Raw genomic sequence first — 21,322 nt, forward strand, 5'->3', positions numbered from 1 at the left:
CGTCGGCCGCCGGCCCGGGCAGCACCGCGCTACCGGCCAACGCGGCCGTGCCCCGCAGGAAGTTTCGCCGCGCGGCACTGCCGGCGGCGTCGCCGGTCGCGACCGGCGGTGTCGTGGTCAGCCCATCGGCCATGTCTTGTGCGAACGTCATGCCGTCTCCTCAAACCATGTCATTGGAAGGCGAAGCGCGCCCGACACCGGCAAACGCTTCGCCCCGATCCCATCCCGGCGTCGAGCCGGAACCCGCCCGCACCGTGTCGCTGCCGCCCCGGCTTGACGCGCGAAGCGGCGGGCTTGCGTCAGACTTCCGCCTTCCAGCCCTTCCAGTGGCGTTGATGCGTGACTTCCGGGGCCGAGCAGCGCTCCTTCACCCAGGCGTAGACCGGGCCGAGGGCGTTCATCGCGATGGCCGCCCCGAGTGCCGCCAACGGATCCTGCGCCACCGGGCCGAAGCCGCCGAACAGCGTGGCGAAGTACGTCGCGAACCCGAAGAACATGCCAGGAATGAAGTTCAGTGCCGGGAACACGCGGGCCAGCGCCATCATCGAACCGTTGCCCGCGAAGAGAATCACCATCTCCGCGGCAACGAGCGTGTTGCCGCTGAGCTGAGCACTCGCTTGTTTGAACCCCAGCACGATGAGACACGCGAAGCACGCCCCTACCGGCAGGGTCGCCCAGATGCGTTTGAGGTTCGCGAGCGTTGGCCCGCCCATCGCGAAGGTGGCGGCCCAACTGATAAAGATCGCCCAGGGCGGTAGATGCAACGGCAGCATCGCGATGGGGATGGTGGTCACCGCCAGTAACGAGGCAACGACTTCCGCAGGCAGCTTCTTCATGAGTGTCTCCTTGAGTGTGATGAGAACTGCATTACGCGCAACAACAGGAATGCCGGTGGATCTCGCAGTGATGCTGCGTCACGACCGTGATCCGGCCGCGTTTGATCACCCACAGGCGTGGCGGAATGTCGAGTAGCGCATCGGCCACCTTGAACGTGTCGAGAATGATGAGATCGGCCTGCTTGCCCACGGCGATGCCGTAGTCGTGCGAGAGACCGATGGCGCGCGCGGCGTTGTGCGTGCCCATGTCCAGAATCGCCTGCTGGTGCTCCGGCACGCCGAATTGCGCCACGTGCGCGAGCAGATTGCCGATCTGCAACATGTCGGCCTTGCCGAACGGCGTGAAGGCGTTGCGCACGTTATTGGACGAATACGCCACGTTGACCCCGGCGTTGTGCAGCGCCTTGACGGGCGTGAGGCCGCGCCGCGGGTTCTGCACATCCTTGCGCCCGCCCAGGTAGAGATCGGTCGCGGGCAGCGTGACGATGCTGATGCCGGCGAGCCGGATCTGTTCGATCACGGGGGCGAGTGCGTCGTTGTCGAGCGCACCCAGGCTGGTCACGTGGCCCAACGAGACCCGGCCCTGATAGCCGGTGTCGATGGTGCGCTGCGCGATGTACGAGATCGCCGCGAAACGCTGATCGCTGGTGTCGTCGGCAAAGTCCGCATGCATGTCGATGGGCGCGTCGAAGCGCTGCGCCAGTTCGAACACGATGTCGATATGGCGCTTCGTGTCTTGCCAGTTCAGCTCGTTGTAGGGGCATCCACCGACCACGTCCGCGCCCATTCGCAGCGCGTCGATCATCAGCTCGTAGGTGCCCGCCGATTTGAGAATCCCCTCCTGCGGGAACGCCACGATCTGCAGATCCAGCAGACTCTGGTATTCGTCCTTGAGCGCGAGCAGCGTCTCGACCCCGATCAGCCCCTGAATCAGGTCGACATCCGGATGGGCGCGAACGGCGACGGTGCCGTTCTTGATGGCCATGTCGAGGACCTGGCGCGAGCGATCGAGCACGTCCTCGCGCTCCTGCCGGCTCTTGAGAATGCCGGTGACGCGAATGGCCTCGTCGAGCGTGCCGAAGCGCGCGGGCAGACGGCGATGCAGCAACGCCTTGTCCAGATGCAGGTGCGCCTCGATGAGACCGGGGATCGCCGCGCGGCCTTGCGCGTCGATCGCTTCGGTCGCGCTGGCGTCGATACCAGGCTCCATCGCGGCGATGCGCCCGTCCTTGATGGCGATGTCCACGAGCGGTGCATCGTCGCGCACGCACACGTGTTTGATCAGCAGGTCCACATGCATGGTGCGGTCTCCTTACGTCTCAGGGTTGAATGAAATGCTGGCAAGCGCCGGCCGGGTGGCAGTGAGTCGGTGCCCCGCCTTCGGGGCTTGAAGCTAGATTAGGAGAGCGCCCGCGAGCGGGGCATCGGGATTTGCTGGTTTTCGTCTAAGAATTTCCCTAGACGCAGTGCAGCATGCCAATCCGAAGCGGAACACCTGTGACCGATGGCCGCGACGCGAAAGTAGCGCATGTAGCGCATGTCCGGCGTGTCGGGGGCGTGGGTTCCGGCTTGGGTTCCGGCTTGGGTGCAGGCGTCGGTGCAGGTGTGGATTCAGGCGTCGGTGCCGGCGACGATCAAGCCATGTTCAATGGCGTAGAGCACGAGGCCCGCCGTCGACGGAATGTCCATCTTGGTGAGGATATTGGCCTTGTGGGTACTGACGGTCTTGGCCGAGAGCGACAGGCAGCGCGCGATCTCGTTGATGCCATGACCCTCGACCAGCATCTGGAATATCTGAAACTCGCGGGCCGTCAGCCCGGCGTGAGGCAACGCCTCGGCGGGTTGCTGCAACTGGCGCACGAGCTTGTCCGCAACCAGGGGCGAGACGACCGTGCCGCCCCGAGCCACTCGGCGGATGGCGCTCATCAATTGTTCCGACTCGGCGTTCTTGGTGAGGTAGCCGGCCGCCCCGGCGCGGATGGCCTGCACCGCGTACTGCGATTCGCGGTACATGCTGAGCACGAGCACGGGGAGCGTCGGATACGTTGCCTTGATCTGCGCGATGAGGGCAATGCCGCTCTTGCCCGGCATCGACATATCGAGCAGCAGCACGTCCACGGTGGTCAGGCGAAGCCGATTGAGGACATCCGCGCCGTCCACGGCCTCGGACGCCACACACATGTCGGGCGCCGTCGAGATGATCTTTTTCAGGCCATCGCGAATGATCGCGTGGTCGTCGGCAATCATGACGCGCATCACCACTCCGTTTCGTTCGTTGTGTTCGTCAGGCTGGTCACGCTCACGACATTGGCGGTGTCGGCCGTGGTCGGCGCGCGCGCTGGAATTCGCACCCTCACGCGGGTTCCCTGCCCCGGCGCGCTCTCGATCTCGAACGCGCCGCCGAGCATCAGCGCCCGCTCACGCATGCCCATCAGGCCGAGCCGCTGGCCGTGCGCGGCGCGGGCCGTGTCCATGCCGCGTCCATCGTCGGCAATGCTTACGTGACAGATGCCGTCGCGCAGATCGAGCGACACGCGCACGTGCGACGGCTGTCCATGACGGCTGGCATTCGTGAGCGACTCCTGCACGATCCGGAAGATCGCCGTGCTGCATTCGCTGTCGAGACTCGCCGTCACGGCTTCGGGCATCGCCAGGTCGCACGGCAAGCCGTGGTGTTGCGCGAACGACTCGGTCAGCCACTCCAGCGCGGCGTGCAGACCCAGTTCGTCAAGCACGGCGGGCCGAAGGTCGGCCGCAATGCGATGCACCGCGTCGATGGTCTCGTCAACGAGGTGCTTGAGCATCTGGAGGTGGGCGGACTGATCGGCCGGTGCCGCGCCGGGTTGCGCGTCCAGGTAGTTCAAGCCCAGCCGCAGCCCGCCCAGCCATTGACCGAGTTCGTCGTGAAGCTCGCGCGACAGGCGCGTGCGCTCGGCTTCCCGCACCGTTTGCAGATAGGCAGAGAGCTGACGCAGTTGCGCGCGCGAATCGAGCAATGCCGTCTCGGCGCGCTTGCGGTCGGTGATGTCGCGAGAAATACCGACGGTGCCCACGATACCGCCGGCGGCATCCCTGACGGGCATCTTGACAGTGTCGAACCAGCGCGGCGTGCCGTCGGCGCCCGGCCGGCTCTCTTCATAGCGCCGGCGCACACCGCTCGCCACAACCGCCCTGTCGGTGGCGAGATAGACCTTCCCCCATTCGGACGACCAGACCTTGTCAGGGGTATTGCCGATGATTTCCGCTTCCGTGCGGCCGCAAGCGACCAGGAATGCTTCGTTGACGAGGATGTAGCGCGACTCGGTGTCCTTGAGCCATGCCTGGTCCGGGATATTGTTCAGAATCGCCCGGTGCAGCTCTCCATGTGTCTCCACGACTTCTCCTTCGCTGACATCGGACTGCCGGGGGGCGATGCCATCGCCTCCCGCTGGACACGGCGCGGCGCTGCAACGTCAAGAGCTCGCGAACCGGGCGATTGCCCGGTCACGAGCCCGCTGTGACGTCGGTGCAGGCCCGCACCAATATAGCCATACCAGCGCGCACGCGCGCCTCTAGTTTTCCCGCATATCAGTCTGCTGCGGCGCGCCATGCGCTTTACGCTTCATAGCCACGGAACAGCCCGCAGAGCCGGAACACGTCTTCCGTGAACGGCGTGTCCTTGACCTTGCAATAGCGGCTCGCCAGCTTCATCAGTTCCTTGATGTCGCGCCCGCTCGCCTTCGGGTACCGGCTCGCAAGCGTTTCGATCAGGGCGTCGTCGATTGGCGCACCCACCTGTTCGGCCTGCATGCGCCAGATCCGGCGCGCGTCCGACGGCCCCGGCGTCTCGTAATGAATCGTGGCAATGCAGCGCGACAGGATGGCGTCGTCGACGTCGCCGCAGCGGTTCGTCGTCATGAACAGCAGGCCGTGGAAGTACTCCAGGGAGCGCAGGAATTCCGCAACGATGGCGTTGTGCTCCAGGTCGTTGTCGCGCCGGCGAATGTACACATCGGCCTCATCGAGCAGCAGGATGGCGTTCCAGCGCATGGCCCGTCGCAGAATGCTCATGAGCGCGGCGCCCACCGATGCCGCCGTCGTCCCCAATTGCCCGGAATGCACACGGTAGAGCGGCTTGCCGACGACTTCGGCATAGATCTCCGCCGTGAGCGTCTTGCCCAATCCGGGCGCCCCCTGGCAGAGGATCGTCGCACCGCCCGATTTGCCCGGAACGAAGTCCGGCATCATCACGTTCATGTTCGATGTCAGGATGTCGATCAGGTCGTGGTGGTGTGCCGGCAGCACGAGCTTGTCGCGCAACGCCGGCTGGTACGCATACTCGGTCATGTTCTGCACATGCACCCAGAGATTGCGGTGCCAGTCCAGGTGGAACACGTGCACATAGCAATGCAACGGAATCGTCTCGAACCCGTGCGCAATATCGGCCTTGCGCCAGAAGTCCGCATCGCACGCCATCTCGAAATTGCGCTCGAGTCGCTCTTCGTCATTCACGCACTTCGCCGTCGCGCCATCCACCACGTGGATCAACTCGGTTGCCCCCTTCGCATCGACCGAGAACGCCGCCCGACGCAGCACGAATTGCGCCCCGAAGGCACGCTGCACGCGCAGGAACCGCTGCGCATGCTGTTCGTATTCGCGCTTGAATTCTTCGCACTCCTTGTAGAAGCCGAATTCGGCGAGCAATTCGGGGATGGTGCGGTTGGCAATGTCGTCGCGCGTGAAGACCAGCGACGTGGTCATGCCCGAGCGGCGCAGGCGAGGCTCGGTCAGGTTCGAGTTGGCCGACTGCATCGTGTTCGCCAACATGTCCATAACGACATAGGGCGATCCCTGCTCCGGCTCCACGTAGCGCAGGCGACGCACGAGCCACGGCAACAGGGCGCCGTCGCGGTGACGTTGATACACCCAACCGTCGATGACGTCGCGAGCGAGATAGGCAACGAGGCCCGACACCAGTTTGTCCAGACTCGGGATCACCCGCGCCTGCGGGGCATGGTAGACGTTGTCGAGCGCCAGCATCTGGAACATCAGCGCGCGTTCGTTCTGCGTCTTGCTCAACACATAGAGTGTGTTGAGCGACTTCGCGTCGAACCATTCGCTCGACACCCGCAGGTTGCCCCGACACACGCCGTAGGCCGTCAACTGCTTGCCCAGCGTTGAATCGCTGCCGATGAGCTGTAGCAGCGGATGAATCAGTGACTCGGGAATTTCGAAATCCATGAACGGCACTCCCCGTAAGGCATATGGCCCGTACGCACGTTGCCGGGTGGCAATGTGCGTATCAGGCAGAAGCGTCAGGCGAGAAAGAAGTCGATGGCACGCGCCACGACGTCCGGCTCGATGATGTGCAACCCGTCGAACTCGACGTACTGCACGTCGTAGCCCGCCGCCGTGAGCTTGCCGGCGTTTTGGCGAGCGCTCGTCGCGATGGGCAGTTGTTCGTCCTGCCGTCCGTGCGCGATGAAGATGCGGGGCTGCCCTTCCTGAACGAAGATGGACATGAAGCCGCCCGAGAACGCGATGACGTGGCTCGCAATATCGCCGTTCGTCACGCCGATGGACAAGGCGTAGCTCGCCCCATCGGAAAAACCCGCGAATGCCACGCGTCCCATATCGAGGCGATACCGACCGGCGACCTCGCGCAGCGCCTGTTGCAGGCGCTCCAGATCCGGACCGTTCCCGCCGATCACGATGTCCCACGTCGGGAAGGTCGAGTGCGGTGCGAGTACGAGAAACTTGTGGCGCTGGGCATGCGGCTCGATGAACGGCAACACCTTTTCCGGGAAGCCGCCCGCGCCATGAAACATCACGAAAAGCGGTACCGGCGAGTCGGTGGGCAAATCAGGCGGCACGTAAAGCACGGCATCGCGCTGCTCACTCAACCCGAGACAGTGACGCCCGGGAGGCAAGGTAGACGGTAAGGCCGATGAAGACGATGCCGGCGGGGATGTCGACGGCGATGTCGGTGCGGCAGAGGGGGATGAGGACGCGGTGGCTAGGACGTCCGGTGACATCCGTCCGAACAACGAGGGATCGAACATGGCGCGAAGATTGTCTCGTGATCGTTGATATTGTTGATATATTGTATATCAATAATATCTGTTCTCCCTATTCGGTCATGCGCATCTGCCGCTTTATCCTGCCATGTAAGCAGCCAATCCCGCCACGAGTGCGTCGAACGTCACTTTGCAGCGGGCACTCTGGCGCAGGTCTTCGTGCATCGTGACCCACGTCTGCAATTTGAACCGAAAGGCGTTCGGCAACACGCTCACGAGCCGGGCATCCTGCCGTGCCAGCGGCACCTGACACGCCCCGATGCCATAGCCGGCCCGGATCATCGCCAGTTGCGCCAGGTCGCTATCGGCGCGAAACGCAAAACGCTCGCGTGACCAGCCGGGCACGCTACGGATGGCGTCACGGATGAACGGCGTCATTTGATCGAAGCCGATCATCGTGTGATGCGCGAGGTCGTCCAGCGACGACGGCACGCCATTGCGCGCCAGATAATCGGCGTGCGCATGCAGACCGATCTCGACGTATCCCACACGACGCGACAGCAGCGCGTCCTGCTGCGGCGACGCCATTCGCACGGCAATGTCGACTTCACGATGCAGCAGATCCTGAATGCGGTTCGTGGGAACCAGCTCGATGATCAGTTGCGGGTGCGCGCGGCGCAACGCGCTCAGGACCGGTGGCAGCACTTCCACGCCGACGACCTCGCTCGCCGAGAGCCGCACGACGCCCCTCACCCCTTCCCCCTGACTTGCCGCCGCGCGCTCAAATGCCTGCGCAGTGTGCAGCATCGCCTGCGCATGGGGTCGCAGTGATGCTGCCGCGTCGGTTGGCAGCAAACCGCTCTGCGAACGCGTGAAGAGCGTTTGCCCCAACACCGCCTCCAGCGTGGCGATATGACGGCCCGCCGTCGGCTGTGTGATGCCCAATACGCGCGCCGCACCGGAGAGCGACCCCTCGGTGAGCACCGCGAGAAACGTCCGGCAGAGATCCCAGTTAAGCGTTGTCGTCATACAAATATGTATAGCCGATAGAAGGTTTCAGGCAATTTTATTTAAAGCGCGTGACACGGAGAATAGCCTGACCAACAACATTCGAGGAGTGGCTCCATGGCCCACGAGTCCCCATACAACGTGTCTCGCGCGCTGGTTCTTGGCGCAACCGGTGGCATCGGTGGCGAAGTCGCGCGTCAATTGCTCGCCGCCGGCTGGCATGTGCGCGCCTTGCGTCGCGGCGGCGCGCCGCATGTCGGCGCATCGCCCAACGGCATTGAGTGGCGCGACGGCGACGCTATGCACACGAGTGATGTGTTGGCGGCGGCGCGGGACTGCGAGGTGATCGTGCACGCCGTCAATCCGCCCGGATATCGCCACTGGGACACACAAGTGATGCCGATGCTCGAGAACACGCTCGCGGCCGCTACCCTGAACGGCGCCACCATCGTCCTGCCCGGCACGGTCTACAACTATGGCCCCGAGACATTCCCCGTCTTGCACGATGACGCCCCGCAGCACCCGCGCACCCGCAAAGGACGCATTCGCGCGACGATGGAAGGCCGTCTGCGCGACGCAAGCCGCAAGGGTGTGCGCACGATCATCGTGCGCGCGGGTGACTTCTTCGGTCCGCAGGCGGGTAATAGCTGGTTTGGGCAAGGGCTGGTGAAGCCGGGTCGCACCACGCGCGTCGTCCGGGTGCCCAACGCGCATGGCGTGGGTCATCAATGGTCTTACCTGCCCGACGTTGGGCGCGCGATGGTCATGCTCATCGAGCGCCGCCACACCCTCGACGACTTCGCCAACTTCCACATGGCCGGCCATTGGGACACCGACGGTACGCAGATGGCTGCCGCGATCGCTCGCGTCATGGCGCAACATGGCGTCGACGTGACGACGCGACGATTCCCGTGGTGGCTCGTCTGGGCAGCGTCGCCCTTCGTCACGACACTGCGCGAGCTGCGTGAAATGCGTTACCTTTGGAGGCAATCGGTGCGCATGGATAACACGCGACTCGTCGCCACCCTAGGGCAGGAACCACACACTCCGCTGGATGTCGCGATCGGTGCCACGCTCGAAGGACTCGGATGCTTGCCGGGCGGACCGCACTCGGACCGCTCGGTCCGATCGAGCGCCGCTCAAGGCACCAGCCAATGGATGCCGGGCGTGGCGGGCGCCATCGGCGACGCCCGCGCCCGCGACGACTAAGCCTTGCGCGCGAGAATGCCGAGGATGACGGCGTCGCGCTCGGCTTCGAGCCGCGCATTGCTCCGTCCGGCCAGTTCGTCGTCGACGCCGGCAGCGATGCGCGCCTTGAGGTCGTCCGTCAGCACCGGCGCGCCGAGATCCGCCCACCACGACTCGATGGGCGGGCCGAGATGCTCCAGCATATGCGCGATCCCCCCTGCACCGCCAGACAGGTGAAGGTTCACGAACGGACCGAAGGCCGCCCAGCGCAAGCCCGGACCGTAGGCGATCGCGTCGTCGATGTCGGCCACCGAGGCCACGCCGGTGTCAACCAGGTGCATCGCTTCACGCCAAAGCGCCGCCTGCAGCCGGTTCGCGATGTGCCCCTTGACCTCCTTCTTCACATGGATCGCTCGTTTGCCGATGGCACGGTAGAACTGCATCGCCGTGTCGATGGCGGCCTGCGAGGACCGCTCGCCGCCGATGACCTCGACCAGCGGAATCAAATGCGGTGGATTGAACGGATGCCCGAGCACCACGCGCTCCGGATGGGCACACACCGACTGAACGCGGCTCATCAGCAGTCCCGAGGAACTCGACGCGATCACCACGGACGCGGGCAAGGCAGCGTCCATCTTGCGAAAGAGATCCTGCTTGAGGTCCTCGCGCTCGGGGCCGCTTTCCTGCACGAAGTCGGCGCCGGCCAGGGCGGCGTCGAGCGTGTCGTGAAACGTCAGCGCGTCGCGCGAGGCGCCTGGGCTCAGGCCGATCCGCGTCAGCGTCGGCCAGTGCGCCTCGAGCGCCTCGCGCAAGCGCTCGCGGGCGCCCGGCGCCGGATCCCAGGCGTTCACTCGCAGACCGCGCGCCACGAAGTAAGCGGCCCAACTGGCGCCAATGACGCCCGTGCCGATGACCGCGACCTGTTCGATGTTGTCGTATTTCACATTCGTCTCCGTAAGGATGGGGATGGAAGGGGCTAGCGTGCTGCATGAATGACGCGTCGGGTGCGCATCGCGGATCGCACGCGCACGGGCAGACGGCGCATTCGGGGCGCGCGCGCTTGAGCTGTCACACACACCGTACTATAGTGGCCGACGCCATGCATCGCTCGCGCCACCATGGCGCGCGCCCCCAACGGCATGGCGGCGTTGCACGCTCACTCAAGGATTTCGCCCACTATGGACACCACCGTCGTCGAGAGCTGGAAGGATTTCATGGCGTTGTCCTCCCGCTTCGAAGGCTGGGCCTTTCGCGGGCAGCAGGACGCGCGTTGGCATCTGCAGAGTTCGCTCTCGCGGTATCTGCATGCCTATGTGGCGGACAAGGAACAGTGGCGCAGCCGTGAGGCACGCGCCATCCGCATCTTCCGGCGCAAGGCGCACAACCATGTCCCCTGGCCCGACCTGCTGCACGACGACCTGCGCTGCCTTGGACTGATGCAACACCACGGCGCGCCCACCCGGCTGCTGGACTTCACGAAATCGCCATTCGTCGCCGCATTTTTCGCCCTGGAGCGCGCCACGAGCGATTCGGCCATTTTTGCGCTCAACACCCCCGCGCTTTACGACGACCGCGCCCGTCCGCGCCATGCGCCGTGGCTGACCCGCGACACGATCGATCCGCGCGTCAAGGGGAACATGGCGAAGTACTTTCTCGGCAACGACAACGAGGTGGTCTGGTTCGGCGAGCCGGAAGAAATGGACGGCCGCCTGATCGCACAATCCGGCACGTTCGTGGTGCCGGGCGTGATCGACCGTCCGATGCATCGCATTCTCGACGGCTATGAGAGCGACGAACCGCTGCTGCGCAAGATCGTGCTGCCGCTCGCGCTGCGCGCGGACGCGATGAAATGGCTGTACCGGATGAACGTCACGAACGCGTCGCTGTTCCCGGACCTGGACGGCCTTGCCCGCTCGATCGCCGTCGAAATCGAAATGGTCTGGCCGACGCAGACGCTGGGATGATGGCCCCGAGGGCGTGACGCACGCGTCAGATCAGACGCCGCAAAAAACTGGCCTCGCCGGATTTGCGCGCGGACTTGTTCGCATACATGCGCTGGTCGGCCACGCGGATGAGCTCGCTCATCGATTCGCCGTCGTCCGGAAATACCGCGACGCCAACACTCACACGCACGCTCAGACTGGCATCGTTCACGGAGATGACCTGCTCGATCTCGGCGCGCAGACGCGTGACCGCAAAGTCGATTCGCTCCACGACTTCCGCATCCTGAACAATGGCGACGAACTCGTCGCCCGAGTGGCGCGCCACGAAGCCGCATCCCGTGACCCCGGACTTCATGCGCTGGCCGATCTCCTTGAGCAGCAAGTCGCCGACCGCGTGCCCCAGGCTGTCGTTCACGCCCTTGAAGCCGTCGATATCGGCGAACAGGAGCGCCAGCTTTGCATTGGTGCGCTGGGCACGGCGCACGGCCTCGCTCGCGAACTCGCCAAACGTGCGGCGGTTCGGTAATCCGGTCAGCTCATCGAATCGCGCCGCTTTGTAGAGATCGTCGATCAGTTGCTTTCGCTCGATGGCCAATGCAGTCTGGTCGCAGACGAACGCCAGCAGCCGTTGTGCGGCCTCGGCCTGCAACGCACCGGCAGGACCATAGAGCATGAGCGTGCCCACCGCGCGCCGCGCCGTATGCATCGACAGAATCGCCAGCGCCTGCTTGCCGGGCTCGACAAGCGTGTCCGGCGCCAACGGCTCGGCACACACGTGCGGGATCGATTGCCCCGCCCCGTCGATCGGCGCGGCTTCGATCAGGTGCCACAGGGTTCCCTGCGCTTGCGTGGCCTGCGTCGACAGGCGCTGCGCCTGCGGCCAGTCGAGCAAGGGAATGGCAGCACTGTCGCGATACTGATACGCCTTTTCCCAGGTCGACAACTCGGCATCGCAAGTCGCCACGACGATGGCTTCGATCGGGAACAGCGTGGACAGCGTGTCGTGGACCGCCTTGCAGAGGGAGCGAATATCGGCGGCGTCATGGGCCGCTTCGGAAATCGAGTAGGTCGCGCGCTGCAACGCTTCGGCCTGTTTCTTGGCCGACACGTCCCGTGCCACGCCAATGCGCAGTTCGTGGTCTTCGGACCAGCGGGCCGACCACATGATATGGACGTAATGACCGTCCTTGTGAATATAGCGATTCTCGAAACCGATCCGGGGCAGTCCCGCCATCACGAACTTTGACTCTTCGATCGTGCGCTCGCGGTCTTCTTTCGCCACGAAGTCGATCATCGAGCGCCCCAGCAAGTCCTGCGGCGCGTAACCGAGAATGGGTTCGCAGGCCGGACTCACATAGACGAGAGTGCCTGCCCTGTTGACGAGAAATACGGCGTCCAGCAGCAACGCCATACAGCTTGCCAGGACGTCTTTTGTTACGAATTCCATGTATTTCGAACGGACACGAAGCCTCCGCGCAGTATAAGGCAATCTCAATATGTGAGTATTTCATTACCTTGACGACGCAACACTTGCGATCGCTTCCCCGCCGCCCTACGGCCCTACGTCACTCAAAAGATCAGTTGTTTTACCCACCCCGGCGCTGCGATATTCGCCCTGCATTCCGCCCGAACGTTCTGGCACGCCATCTCGTATTCGCTACGCAGCAGCTTGATCCTCGCCGCGACGAGGTGCCGGAATGTCAACTCGCGTTCGCTGAATCCCACCCGGTCCTCATATCTCGTACCGTCGGGCAGTGCGCCACGAATTTCGTAATACGTCACGCCTTCACGCGAATACTTCACGACTTTGGCTGCCATCTTGTCCCAATACTCTTCAGTTTTCCCCGCCCCGGTGCGCCCCGTATGGTTATGTGTTTCCAGGGTGCGCAGTCGATTGTCACTTGACGGATTCAAATTGGCAACCGCGAAAATTCACCCCGTGGTGGCAGCACCACGGGGCGTTTGCGGCGATCCGGCGATAGCGGAACGCCAATTTTCGATAAAATGAATGGGATCGCGAATGAAAAGACGCTTCAAATTCGCTTCGCGTGGATTCCGGGGCGATCGACGCAAATTGAGCCTCACTGGGAAGCCCTTGAGGGATCGCGCGGAATCAGGCGGCTGCGCGATGTGCGCGCAGCGTCGCCATGCCGCTATCACCGAGGGGCAGCGCACTCCCCGCCAACGCCCCTCTCGGGGCACGCGGCGTCATGCCCAGGCTGGCGCTGCCGTCGCGTTCCACTCGGAATTTCGCGGTTTCGTTGACCAGTTCTGCGGCCTGCTGACGCAGGTGGTCTGCCGCGGCCGCGGCCTGTTCCACCAGTGCGGCGTTCTGCTGCGTTACCTGATCCATCTGCGTGACGGCCTGCCCGACCTGCTCGATGCCGCGCGCCTGGTCGTCGCTCGCCGCGGCGATCTCGGCGATCAGCTCGCTCACGCGCTTCACCGACACCACGATCTGATCCATCGTGCGACCGGCCACTTCCACGCGCGACGTCCCATCCTCGACCTGTTGCACCGACGCCGCGATCAATTCGCGAATGTCCTTGGCGGTACCCGCCGAGCGCTGGGCGAGCGTGCGCACTTCGCCGGCCACCACGGCAAAGCCGCGGCCCTGCTCGCCCGCGCGTGCCGCTTCCACGGCCGCGTTGAGCGCGAGAATATTGGTCTGGAACGCAATGCCTTCGATGGCCGTGATCATGTCGCTCATGCGTGCCGATGCGCTGGCCATCGCCTGCATCGTCTCGACGACGGCCCGCACGCTCTGCGCGCCCGCATCGGCCACACCGGTTGCCTCGTGCGACAGACGTCGCGCCTCCATCGCATGTTCGACGTTCTGACGCACGGTCGAGGTCAGTTCTTCCATCGACGCGGCCGTTTCTTCGAGCGATGCGGCCTGCTCTTCGGTGCGCTGCGACAAGTCGGTATTGCCTTGCGCAATTTCGCGCGCCGCGTTGTCGATCGCCCCTGACGCGCCCTGAATATTGCGCACGAGGTGGCCGAGTTGTTCGACGGCCATGTCGAGTGCATTCGCCATCTGGCCGATCTCGTCGGCGCGCTCGGCGCTCACGCGATGCGTCAGGTCGCCGCGGGCGAGCGCCGACGCGCCTTGCACGGCAGCGCGCACCGGGCGCGTGACCGAGCGCGTAATCGCCACCGCGGATACGACGGAAAGCGCGATCGACGCCAGCATCGTCGCGAGCAACCAAAGCCTCGCGGACGCGTACGCGGCGGTCGCGTCGCCGGCTTCCTTCGCGCTGACCACCTTGCCAACCTCCATCAAGCCGTCGAGGGGCGCGAAGTACGCCACCTGGACCTTTTGCAGCGGTCCCATCAGCTCGGTCTTGGCTTCGGCAAAATTGCCGCTACGAACGAGCGCCACGACCGCGTCGAGCCGCTTTCCGTAGTCCGCATTCGTGTCGGCCAGCGTACGGTAGAGCGCCCTGCCCTTGTCCGTGTAGAAGATCGTCGCCATGCCCGCGATGCTCTTGTTGTTGGCCTGGCGCAGTTCGTCGATCTTGGCCAGACGGGCATCGAGTTGTGTGTTGTCTTCGGACATCACGATATCGCGCAGGAGCACGGCAACGTGCGCCGCGCGATCCTTCAGGCCATGAAATTCAAGAATCTTGTGGTTCAGGTCGGAAACGATGAGCTGGGTATTCGTATCCATGGTCGCCATTTTCGTCACGGCCACCACGGCCACGACCAACAGCATGAATACATTGATGGAAAAGGCGGCGGCGAGCCGTTTGCTGATACTCAGGTTCTTGAACATTGCCTTGCGCGCGTTAAGCGATTCGTCCTGCGGTGTTGTCGTCGGTCCAGCCCGCTGCCGGCAAACCTGGCAGGCCAGCGTCTCTCTCGGTACCTCTGAGGAGATTTAACGAGTCCTTTCGACAAAACTTGAGCGTCTGCGCGACGAAATCGCAGAAACGCCGGGTTTAAGGGTAATCTTGTCCATCGGCCGATCCGGGATCCACCCTGCGCCATCTCCCTTTCCCTCATCTCTCATGGACCGAATCGATGCCATGAAAGTCTTCGTCGCCATCGTCGACGAAGGAAGCCTTGCCAGTGCGGCCCGGCGCCTCGGGCGCTCGGCCGCGGCGGTAAGCCGCGCCATCGGCTATCTCGAAGCGCATACCGGCACGGCACTGCTCCATCGCACGACGCGCTCGGTCAAACTGAGCGCGGCGGGTGAGCGCTATGCCGCCGCGTGCCGGCGCATTCTGCTCGATCTGGACGAAGCCGACGTGATCGCCGCCGGTGAGCGCTCCGCCCCACGCGGCCTGCTTACCGTTTCCGCACCGCTCGCCGCCGGTGAAACGTTCCTGCGCGAAATCGTGGACGCCTTCATCGAACGCTATCCGGAAGTCGTCGTCCGCCTGCAGTTGAGCGACCTGCCCGTGAGTCTGATCGACGAGGGCATCGATGTCGCGATGCGCGTCGCCCATCTGCCTGACTCTTCGCTCATCGCCACTCACGTAGGTGAGGTTCGGCGAATCGTTGCCGCCGCGCCCGCTTACCTGGCAACCCACGATCCCATCGACACGCCCGCCGATCTCGCGAAACAGCAGATCGTGTCCATGACGTACTTCGGCATCGACTCGTGGCGTTTCCCCGCCACGGGACGCGGTTCTGTACCGCAGGTCGTACAGTTCACGCCGCGACTCGTCGTCAATTCGATTCGGGCCGCGATTGCCTCGGTCGTCGCGGGACACGGCGTGGCGCGAATGTTGACGTATCACATCGTCGATGAAATGGAGCGCGGCACGCTGCGCATCGTTTTGCAGGACTATGAACACCCCCCCATGCCGGTTCACCTCATCACGCCGCAAGGACGGTTGGCGGTGCCCAAGGTGCGCGCCTTCGTCGACTTCGCGGTGCCGCGTCTGCGCCGACATTTCTCGCGCGTGCACAAGCTGGCTGGCCAGGCCTGACGCGTGAGCGATGCCGATGGCCGGTGCCACGCGCCCATGGCATTGTTACGCCGCGCGGAAGAATGACTTCCGAGACGTGGTCGTTCCCCGGCGCGCCGCCACGCCCTAGACTGACTCCATCGCGGTTACGCCTCGCGCCGATCGACGCCAAGGCTAACGCGCCGCTTCCGGAGTCATCATGTCCCAATTCGTCCTCGGCAGTCCAACGACTGCCGCCTTCAACACCTGGCGCGCCACCCTGTCGGCCGCCTGTGCCAGCCTCATCGGCATCGGGTTTGCCCGCTTCGCCTATACCGCGCTGTTGCCCGCGATCATTGGCGCGCACTGGTTCTCGCCTGCCACGGCGGCATATCTTGGCGCGGCCAATCTCGGGGGCTATCTGGCCGGCGCGTTGGGGGCTCGCGTGCTTGCCCGCCACGCCGCAAATGTCACGATCCTGCGCACCATGATGCTGGTGGCCGTCGTCGCGTTCTTCGCTTGCGCCTGGCCCCTCTCGTTCGTCTGGTTTTTCGCGTGGCGGTTCGCCTCGGGGTTCGCGGGTGGCGTATTGATGGTGACGGCAGCACCGTCGGTGCTGGCACATGTGCCCCCATCGCGCCGAGGCATCGTGAGCGGTGCAATTTTCGCTGGCCTCGGACTGGGGATCGCCGCGTCGGGCACACTCGTGCCGTTGCTGTTACGTGTGGGGCTGGGGGAGACATGGCGCGGCCTGGGCATGCTTTCGCTGGTCCTTACGGCGGTGGCGTGGCGCGGTTGGCCCGACGGCAGTCCCGTGCCAACGGCTGCCAGCACCACGGCGCATACCCGGCTCGCGCCCGTCAGTCCGCTGGCGCTGCGATCGCTCTATGTCGAATACGCGTTGAACGCCGTCGCACTCGTGCCGCACATGATTTTCCTGGTCGACTATGTCGCACGCGGGCTCGGCAAGGGACTCGACGCCGGGGCGAACTATTGGGTGCTGTACGGACTCGGGGCGATCGTCGGGCCGCTCTTTGTCGGACATCTCGCCGATCGGATCGGCTTTGCGCGGGCCTTGCGCGTCGCCTATGTCGCGCAGTTGTGTGCCGTGCTGCTGCCGGTGCTCGGCCTCGGCATGCCAGCCCTGATGGTCTCCAGCGTGGTGATGGGCGCTTTCACCCCGGGCATCGTGCCGCTGGTGCTCGGACGCGTGAACGAATTGCTCGCCCATCATCCCGCCCGACAAAAACCCGCCTGGAGTACCGCCACGACCAGCTTCGCCACGTTGCAGGCCGGTGCCGCCTATGGGCTGTCGTTCCTCTTCGCCGCAACGTCGGGGAACTATTCGCTGCTGTTCATTGTGGGCGGCACGGCCATGGCGACCGGGCTGCTGGTCAACGTGACCTCCGCCCGGCTTGCACTCCATTTTCCGGGCGACACGCCGAACGCACGCCGGAAGTAGCGTGTGAAGTGAGACAGATCGTTGAAGCCCTGCGCCACGGCAACGTCGGTCGCCGACGCGCCGGCGCGCAATGCGGGCAAGGCGCGCACCAGACGCAGTTGATTGCGCCAGGCATGCGGCGCGAGCCCCGTCTCGCGCGAGAATAACCGTGCCGCGTGAAATGGCGACAGATCGACTGCTTCGGCTAACGCCGTCAACGACAACGGCTCGGTGAGATCGGCCGAGAGCCGCGCCTTCATGGTCTCGACGCGCACCGCGTCGCGACGCCCCGGCATCTCCGGCACATCCGCCTGCGCGTAACGCGCCAGCATGATCGAGACGGCCTCGATCAACACACTTTCAGCCAGCAATGGGTCGGCGCCGCTCTGGAGCAGACGATGCGCCGCCGTCAGCCGCTGCATTGCCTGCGTGTCGCGGATGACCTGCTCGCCGAACCATGGCTGGGTATCGCCGGGCGTCGTCGGCCCGGCCAACGGGCACGCCACCTGGCGCTGCACGCCCTGCACGAAAGCGACCGGCAGGTAGAACACGCGATAGCGCCACCCGAAATCCGTCTCGCGTGCCCCGGTATGCACCTCGCCCGGGTGGATGATGGCCACCGACCCGGCATCCGCCACATGCTCCGCACCCCGGTAGGCATAGCGCTCGGCGCCCTCCACGATGCACGCGAACGTGTACGCATCGTGCCAATGCGGGGCAAAGGTGTGGTCGTTGTATTCGGCCGTGAGCATGTCGCCACCGGGCACGAGCGACGAGCGCCAGTACTGGGGAGCGTTGCGAAACGGTTGAATCGGCGGGCACAGAACGGTCATGGCCGCTACTTTACACCGCGCATCGGACGCGTCGCCGGCCAGGCGCCGCACCCATCCACCTCCCCCGCGAGGGGTGATTTCGACTCATCGGGCAAATCAGCGCGTCGCAACCACAAACAGTCGCGGGAACGGCAACAATACCGTGCCGTCGGCCAGCGCCGGATACGCTTTGGCAATCTCGTCCGTGTATCGCACGAGGAACGCCTCTCGCGACGCATCGTCAAGCTTCGCGAGGAATGGCCGCAACGCACTGCCCTTGAACCACTCCACGACCGCCGGCGCCCCGCCCTCGAGCGGGTGATAGTAAGTGGTCCGCCAGATGTCCACGCGCGAGCACAACGCGCGCAGCAGCGGATAGTAGAACGTCGCGCCGTGACGTGCTGTGCGCTCCACCCCTTTGAGCGTTGCGGCCCAACGCGGATCGGCTGCAACTTCCCGCATCAGCCGGTGCGCCGGTTCGTCGAGATTGTCGGGGGTCTGCACGGCCAGCGAACCGCCGGGGGACAGACAGCCGACCAGGCGCGGATACAGCGTTTCGTGATCCGGCAACCATTGCAATACGGCGTTGGCGAGTATCACGTCGAACGGGCCATCCGTCCACGTCGAGATGTCAGCCAGCGCGAACCGATGTTGCGGCAATCGCGCGCGCGCCGCGTCGACCATGTCCTGCGAGCTGTCCAACCCGAGCACGTCGGCATGCGCATAGCGCGCGGCGAGCACTTCGGTGGAGTTGCCGGGGCCGCAGCCGATATCGACCACGCGCGCCACGCCGCGATCGGCAAGGGGCGGGATGGCGGCCACGAGATCGCGCACGGGACGCGTGCGCTCGTCTTCGAACTTGACGTACTGTTCGGCCTGCCACGCAGGATTGACCGGGGCATGTGACGAAGGGACTTGCGACATGGCACTCTCCGGAAGAGGATCGGGCAAGCGCCATACGATATCAGGTCGCCGCCTGAAGTGCTTCCCACAACACAGGCAGATGTAGCGCCTCAAATCGACTTGCGCCTCAGAGCGGCGAGTATTGCCATCGAGCCACCGCGCCGGCGCCGCCATGCAGATGCCACGACGGCACACCATTGAGCACGTTCAGACACGGGTTGCCTGCGCCTGAGGACGATTCGCTCATCCGGGCCGTGCGACGCAGCAGCGCACGCGGATCGGCGGGAACCCCCTGTCGACGCAGCTCGAAGTGCAGATGCGGGCCCGTGACCATGCCCGACTTGCCGACCGCGCCGATGACCCGGCCCGCCGTTACCGTCTCGCCGACGCGCAGCCCGCGCGCCGTGGCGGACAGGTGGGCGTAGATCGTCTCGCTGTCGTGTCGATGTGCGATCACGATGTAACGCCCAAACCCCCGGCGCTCGTAGCCGATGGACTTCACCACGCCTTGTGCCACCACGCGTACCGGCGCGCCCAAAGGCGCGACGAGATCGATGCCGGTGTGGCGATGCTTCACGCGTCGCACCGGGTGGTAGCGCGTGCCGAAATCCGACGACACCCGGGAGTAGGTCACCGGCATGACGAGCGGCTTTGCCGCGCGCACGGTCATGGGCATCGCATAAAGCGGCGTCACCTTGGCACAGACGGATTGGCGTAACGTCACGTCCGTCTGCGGGGACGACACGTCGGCCAATCCAGGCGGCGTCGGCGAGGCGAAGGTAAAGGACGGGGTCAGACGCGGGTGCAGACGCAATGTGTCGGCCATGCCGTCGGCGTCGGCCAGCGCAGGCAGCGGCGCCACCATGCACAGCCAGACCCAGGCCGCGAGCCTGCGGGAGCGACGGCCTTCGCCCCGCCCCCGCAGGCCTTGCGCGCCGCCGTCCAACGCGGCGCACTTGCGCTTGAAGGAGGGTGAAGAGAAAGACATCGCTCGAGAAACCTGTTCGAAAACGACGCAGTCTACGGGGCATCACGGCGATAATTGACGGGAAATCTCGCAAAACACCCGCCAACCCCCATGAAAATGACGTCATTTGGGAGATCACCCGACACAGCAGCCTCATCCGACGCCGTCTGCCTGCGGTCAACGGCACCGCCCTGTGTTCACCCCGCCGTGGCGCGCGTAAGATAGCGCTTTCGCCCGGCGTTCTCCGCCACTGGGCCGTTCTTCGCCAGTCATGTCTAGCTTCTGGATCACGATTACCAATTTCGGCGGTGCCGCGGTGACGGTGCCCGCCGCTGCCGCCCTCACCCTGTGGTTGCTCTCGGCCCGCGCGTGGCGCATGGCCTTTACCTGGGTCGCGCTATTTGCCGCCGGCGCACTTGCCGTGGCGGCGTCCAAGGTCATGTTCCTTGGCTGGGGCCTCGGGGTGCGCGAACTCGATTTCACGGGCGTGAGCGGCCATACCATGCTCGCCGCCACCGTGTACCCAGTCATCGCATGGCTGCTTGTGCGCCACCTCGCGTGGCCGTGGCGTGTGCTCGGCATGACCGCCGCCGCCGCGGGCAGCGTGGCGGTCGGGGCGTCGCGCGTCGCCCTCTCGGCGCACTCGATTTCGGAGACTGTGGTCGGCTGTGCCGTGGGCTTCGCCGTCTGCGCCGCGTTTGCATGGCACACGCGTCACGACGCCACCCCCAATCTCAAAACGCTGCCGATGGCGGCAAGTCTGTTTGTCCTCGTGATGTGGCTGCATGGCGAGCGCGTGCCGACGCAACGCTGGATCACCCACATCGCACTCACACTGTCCGGACGCGACCACCCGTTCCGTCGCATCAGTTGGCACGCGCGAAAGCCCGTGCACGTGTCCGTGCCCGCGATCCCTGCCGCTCCGCCCGGCACGTCAACGCCCGCCCCGGTACGATGAACCGCGTGCGCGGGTCACAACAACGCGCCCCCGCTATTTGTCGTAGATCACGATTGGTGTAAGACGTCTGCGCTATATTTGCCGAAACACCCGATGACGTCTCGATGTCCCGTCACCGGGGGCGTTGCCCATGGCCGGCGTCCCGTGGTGTGGTTCGTTGTCGTTGCCCGCTTTCGTTGCTCATTGTTGCCGCCCACGGCGCGCGCTCGCATGACCGTGGCAAGCCAGAACGGAGTCCACCATGCCTGCTCGCAGCGCCAAGACTTCCGAAGCGCCATCGTCCCCCGCGACGCCATCATCACCCGCATCGCGCTCGCGGGGCGCGCCCAAGACCGCCGATCCGCCGACGCGCCGTGCCACGCCGCCGGGCCCGGC

The 21,322-nt window shown here is 64.9% G+C and carries 18 protein-coding genes and 1 pseudogene; 5 read left to right on the forward strand and 14 right to left on the reverse strand.

Annotation, left to right across the window (positions count from 1 at the left end; genetic code table 11):
- Positions 1-299: 299 nt before the first annotated feature.
- The 7 genes from PEP31012_RS08075 to PEP31012_RS08110 all read right to left on the reverse strand — a co-directional run bounded on the left by PEP31012_RS08075 (position 300) and on the right by PEP31012_RS08110 (position 7,861).
- The gene (locus PEP31012_RS08075) at positions 300-836 is read right to left on the reverse strand and encodes a DUF1097 domain-containing protein (protein ID WP_150588856.1); all 537 of its coding nucleotides are present in this window, start codon (positions 834-836) and stop codon (positions 300-302) included.
- Positions 837-867: 31 nt separating this feature from the next.
- Positions 868-2,136, reverse strand: coding sequence for an amidohydrolase family protein (locus tag PEP31012_RS08080; protein WP_150588857.1), 1,269 nt, complete (start codon positions 2,134-2,136; stop codon positions 868-870).
- A 311-nt stretch (positions 2,137-2,447) separates the two neighbouring features.
- Positions 2,448-3,095, reverse strand: a complete 648-nt coding sequence (locus PEP31012_RS08090) for a response regulator transcription factor (protein ID WP_150589300.1) — start codon at positions 3,093-3,095, stop codon at positions 2,448-2,450.
- Positions 3,092-4,210 carry a PAS domain-containing sensor histidine kinase gene (locus PEP31012_RS08095; RefSeq protein WP_246171200.1) on the reverse strand — a complete coding sequence of 373 codons (1,119 nt, stop codon included), beginning with the start codon at positions 4,208-4,210 and terminating at the stop codon, positions 3,092-3,094. Before PEP31012_RS08095 ends, PEP31012_RS08090 begins: the two co-directional genes overlap by 4 nt.
- 220 nt (positions 4,211-4,430) lie before the next feature.
- Positions 4,431-6,056: an AAA family ATPase gene (locus PEP31012_RS08100; RefSeq protein WP_150588858.1), complete on the reverse strand. Its 1,626-nt coding sequence runs from the start codon at positions 6,054-6,056 to the stop codon at positions 4,431-4,433.
- 74 nt (positions 6,057-6,130) lie between these two features.
- Complete coding sequence (locus PEP31012_RS08105) at positions 6,131-6,877, reverse strand: alpha/beta hydrolase (RefSeq protein ID WP_150588859.1); 747 nt, start codon at positions 6,875-6,877, stop codon at positions 6,131-6,133.
- Positions 6,878-6,970: 93 nt separating this feature from the next.
- On the reverse strand, positions 6,971-7,861 hold the full coding sequence (locus PEP31012_RS08110; RefSeq protein ID WP_150588860.1) for a LysR family transcriptional regulator: 891 nt from the start codon (positions 7,859-7,861) through the stop codon (positions 6,971-6,973).
- A gap of 96 nt (positions 7,862-7,957) precedes the next feature.
- Here PEP31012_RS08110 and PEP31012_RS08115 point away from each other — a divergent pair, with 96 nt between their 5' ends.
- Entirely contained in the window at positions 7,958-9,049 is a 1,092-nt protein-coding gene (locus tag PEP31012_RS08115; protein WP_150588861.1) for an NAD-dependent epimerase/dehydratase family protein, read from the forward strand.
- On the opposite strand, the gene PEP31012_RS08120 is transcribed toward PEP31012_RS08115, so the two are convergent.
- Positions 9,046-9,972: a 3-hydroxyacyl-CoA dehydrogenase NAD-binding domain-containing protein gene (locus PEP31012_RS08120; RefSeq protein ID WP_150588862.1), complete on the reverse strand. Its 927-nt coding sequence runs from the start codon at positions 9,970-9,972 to the stop codon at positions 9,046-9,048. The genes PEP31012_RS08115 and PEP31012_RS08120 overlap by 4 nt on opposite strands.
- Before the next feature lie 234 nt (positions 9,973-10,206).
- Here PEP31012_RS08120 and PEP31012_RS08125 point away from each other — a divergent pair, with 234 nt between their 5' ends.
- Positions 10,207-10,992 carry an FRG domain-containing protein gene (locus PEP31012_RS08125; protein ID WP_150588863.1) on the forward strand — a complete coding sequence of 262 codons (786 nt, stop codon included), beginning with the start codon at positions 10,207-10,209 and terminating at the stop codon, positions 10,990-10,992.
- A 25-nt stretch (positions 10,993-11,017) separates the two neighbouring features.
- Here the strand turns inward: PEP31012_RS08125 and PEP31012_RS08130 are convergent, their stop codons facing one another.
- The 3 genes from PEP31012_RS08130 to PEP31012_RS08140 all read right to left on the reverse strand — a co-directional run bounded on the left by PEP31012_RS08130 (position 11,018) and on the right by PEP31012_RS08140 (position 14,746).
- Complete coding sequence (locus PEP31012_RS08130) at positions 11,018-12,418, reverse strand: sensor domain-containing diguanylate cyclase (protein ID WP_150588864.1); 1,401 nt, start codon at positions 12,416-12,418, stop codon at positions 11,018-11,020.
- Positions 12,419-12,540: 122 nt separating this feature from the next.
- Positions 12,541-12,789: a hypothetical protein gene (locus PEP31012_RS08135; protein ID WP_150588865.1), complete on the reverse strand. Its 249-nt coding sequence runs from the start codon at positions 12,787-12,789 to the stop codon at positions 12,541-12,543.
- 295 nt (positions 12,790-13,084) lie between these two features.
- Complete coding sequence (locus tag PEP31012_RS08140) at positions 13,085-14,746, reverse strand: methyl-accepting chemotaxis protein (RefSeq protein ID WP_246171201.1); 1,662 nt, start codon at positions 14,744-14,746, stop codon at positions 13,085-13,087.
- Between the two features lie 235 nt (positions 14,747-14,981).
- Here PEP31012_RS08140 and PEP31012_RS08145 point away from each other — a divergent pair, with 235 nt between their 5' ends.
- Both PEP31012_RS08145 and PEP31012_RS08150 read left to right on the forward strand, forming a co-directional pair.
- Entirely contained in the window at positions 14,982-15,908 is a 927-nt protein-coding gene (locus tag PEP31012_RS08145) for a LysR family transcriptional regulator (protein WP_150588866.1), read from the forward strand.
- 178 nt (positions 15,909-16,086) lie between these two features.
- On the forward strand, positions 16,087-17,328 hold the full coding sequence (locus tag PEP31012_RS08150) for a YbfB/YjiJ family MFS transporter (protein ID WP_150588867.1): 1,242 nt from the start codon (positions 16,087-16,089) through the stop codon (positions 17,326-17,328).
- Here the strand turns inward: PEP31012_RS08150 and PEP31012_RS23930 are convergent.
- From PEP31012_RS23930 to PEP31012_RS23820, 3 genes and pseudogenes are all read right to left on the reverse strand, one after another.
- A pseudogene (locus tag PEP31012_RS23930) lies at positions 17,289-18,140 on the reverse strand (helix-turn-helix transcriptional regulator); the annotation flags it as partial. The gene PEP31012_RS08150 and the pseudogene PEP31012_RS23930 sit on opposite strands and share 40 nt — an antisense overlap.
- 96 nt (positions 18,141-18,236) lie before the next feature.
- Complete coding sequence (tam, locus tag PEP31012_RS08160) at positions 18,237-19,043, reverse strand: trans-aconitate 2-methyltransferase (protein ID WP_150588869.1); 807 nt, start codon at positions 19,041-19,043, stop codon at positions 18,237-18,239.
- Positions 19,044-19,149: 106 nt separating this feature from the next.
- Positions 19,150-20,010, reverse strand: a complete 861-nt coding sequence (locus PEP31012_RS23820) for a M23 family metallopeptidase (protein ID WP_150588870.1) — start codon at positions 20,008-20,010, stop codon at positions 19,150-19,152.
- Between the two features lie 250 nt (positions 20,011-20,260).
- Here PEP31012_RS23820 and PEP31012_RS08170 point away from each other — a divergent pair, with 250 nt between their 5' ends.
- Complete coding sequence (locus tag PEP31012_RS08170; RefSeq protein ID WP_150588871.1) at positions 20,261-20,947, forward strand: phosphatase PAP2 family protein; 687 nt, start codon at positions 20,261-20,263, stop codon at positions 20,945-20,947.
- Positions 20,948-21,322: the final 375 nt, after the last annotated feature.

It is taken from the genome of Pandoraea eparura, assembly GCF_902459725.1.
GTDB classification, from domain to species: domain Bacteria; phylum Pseudomonadota; class Gammaproteobacteria; order Burkholderiales; family Burkholderiaceae; genus Pandoraea; species Pandoraea eparura.

Bases quoted from the DNA above. Each gene is read 5' to 3' on its own strand.
- PEP31012_RS08075 (WP_150588856.1), bottom strand. From the start codon at position 836: ATGAAGAAGCTGCCTGCGGAAGTCGTTGCCTCGTTACTGGCGGTGACC.
- PEP31012_RS08080 (WP_150588857.1), bottom strand. From the start codon at position 2,136: ATGCATGTGGACCTGCTGATCAAACACGTGTGCGTGCGCGACGATGCA.
- PEP31012_RS08100 (WP_150588858.1), bottom strand. From the start codon at position 6,056: ATGGATTTCGAAATTCCCGAGTCACTGATTCATCCGCTGCTACAGCTC.
- PEP31012_RS08105 (WP_150588859.1), bottom strand. From the start codon at position 6,877: ATGTTCGATCCCTCGTTGTTCGGACGGATGTCACCGGACGTCCTAGCC.
- PEP31012_RS08110 (WP_150588860.1), bottom strand. From the start codon at position 7,861: ATGACGACAACGCTTAACTGGGATCTCTGCCGGACGTTTCTCGCGGTG.
- PEP31012_RS08115 (WP_150588861.1), top strand. From the start codon at position 7,958: ATGGCCCACGAGTCCCCATACAACGTGTCTCGCGCGCTGGTTCTTGGC.
- PEP31012_RS08125 (WP_150588863.1), top strand. From the start codon at position 10,207: ATGGACACCACCGTCGTCGAGAGCTGGAAGGATTTCATGGCGTTGTCC.
- PEP31012_RS08130 (WP_150588864.1), bottom strand. From the start codon at position 12,418: ATGGAATTCGTAACAAAAGACGTCCTGGCAAGCTGTATGGCGTTGCTG.
- PEP31012_RS08135 (WP_150588865.1), bottom strand. From the start codon at position 12,789: ATGGCAGCCAAAGTCGTGAAGTATTCGCGTGAAGGCGTGACGTATTAC.
- PEP31012_RS08140 (WP_246171201.1), bottom strand. From the start codon at position 14,746: ATGTTCAAGAACCTGAGTATCAGCAAACGGCTCGCCGCCGCCTTTTCC.
- PEP31012_RS08145 (WP_150588866.1), top strand. From the start codon at position 14,982: ATGGACCGAATCGATGCCATGAAAGTCTTCGTCGCCATCGTCGACGAA.
- PEP31012_RS08150 (WP_150588867.1), top strand. From the start codon at position 16,087: ATGTCCCAATTCGTCCTCGGCAGTCCAACGACTGCCGCCTTCAACACC.
- tam (WP_150588869.1), bottom strand. From the start codon at position 19,043: ATGTCGCAAGTCCCTTCGTCACATGCCCCGGTCAATCCTGCGTGGCAG.
- PEP31012_RS23820 (WP_150588870.1), bottom strand. From the start codon at position 20,010: ATGTCTTTCTCTTCACCCTCCTTCAAGCGCAAGTGCGCCGCGTTGGAC.
- PEP31012_RS08170 (WP_150588871.1), top strand. From the start codon at position 20,261: ATGTCTAGCTTCTGGATCACGATTACCAATTTCGGCGGTGCCGCGGTG.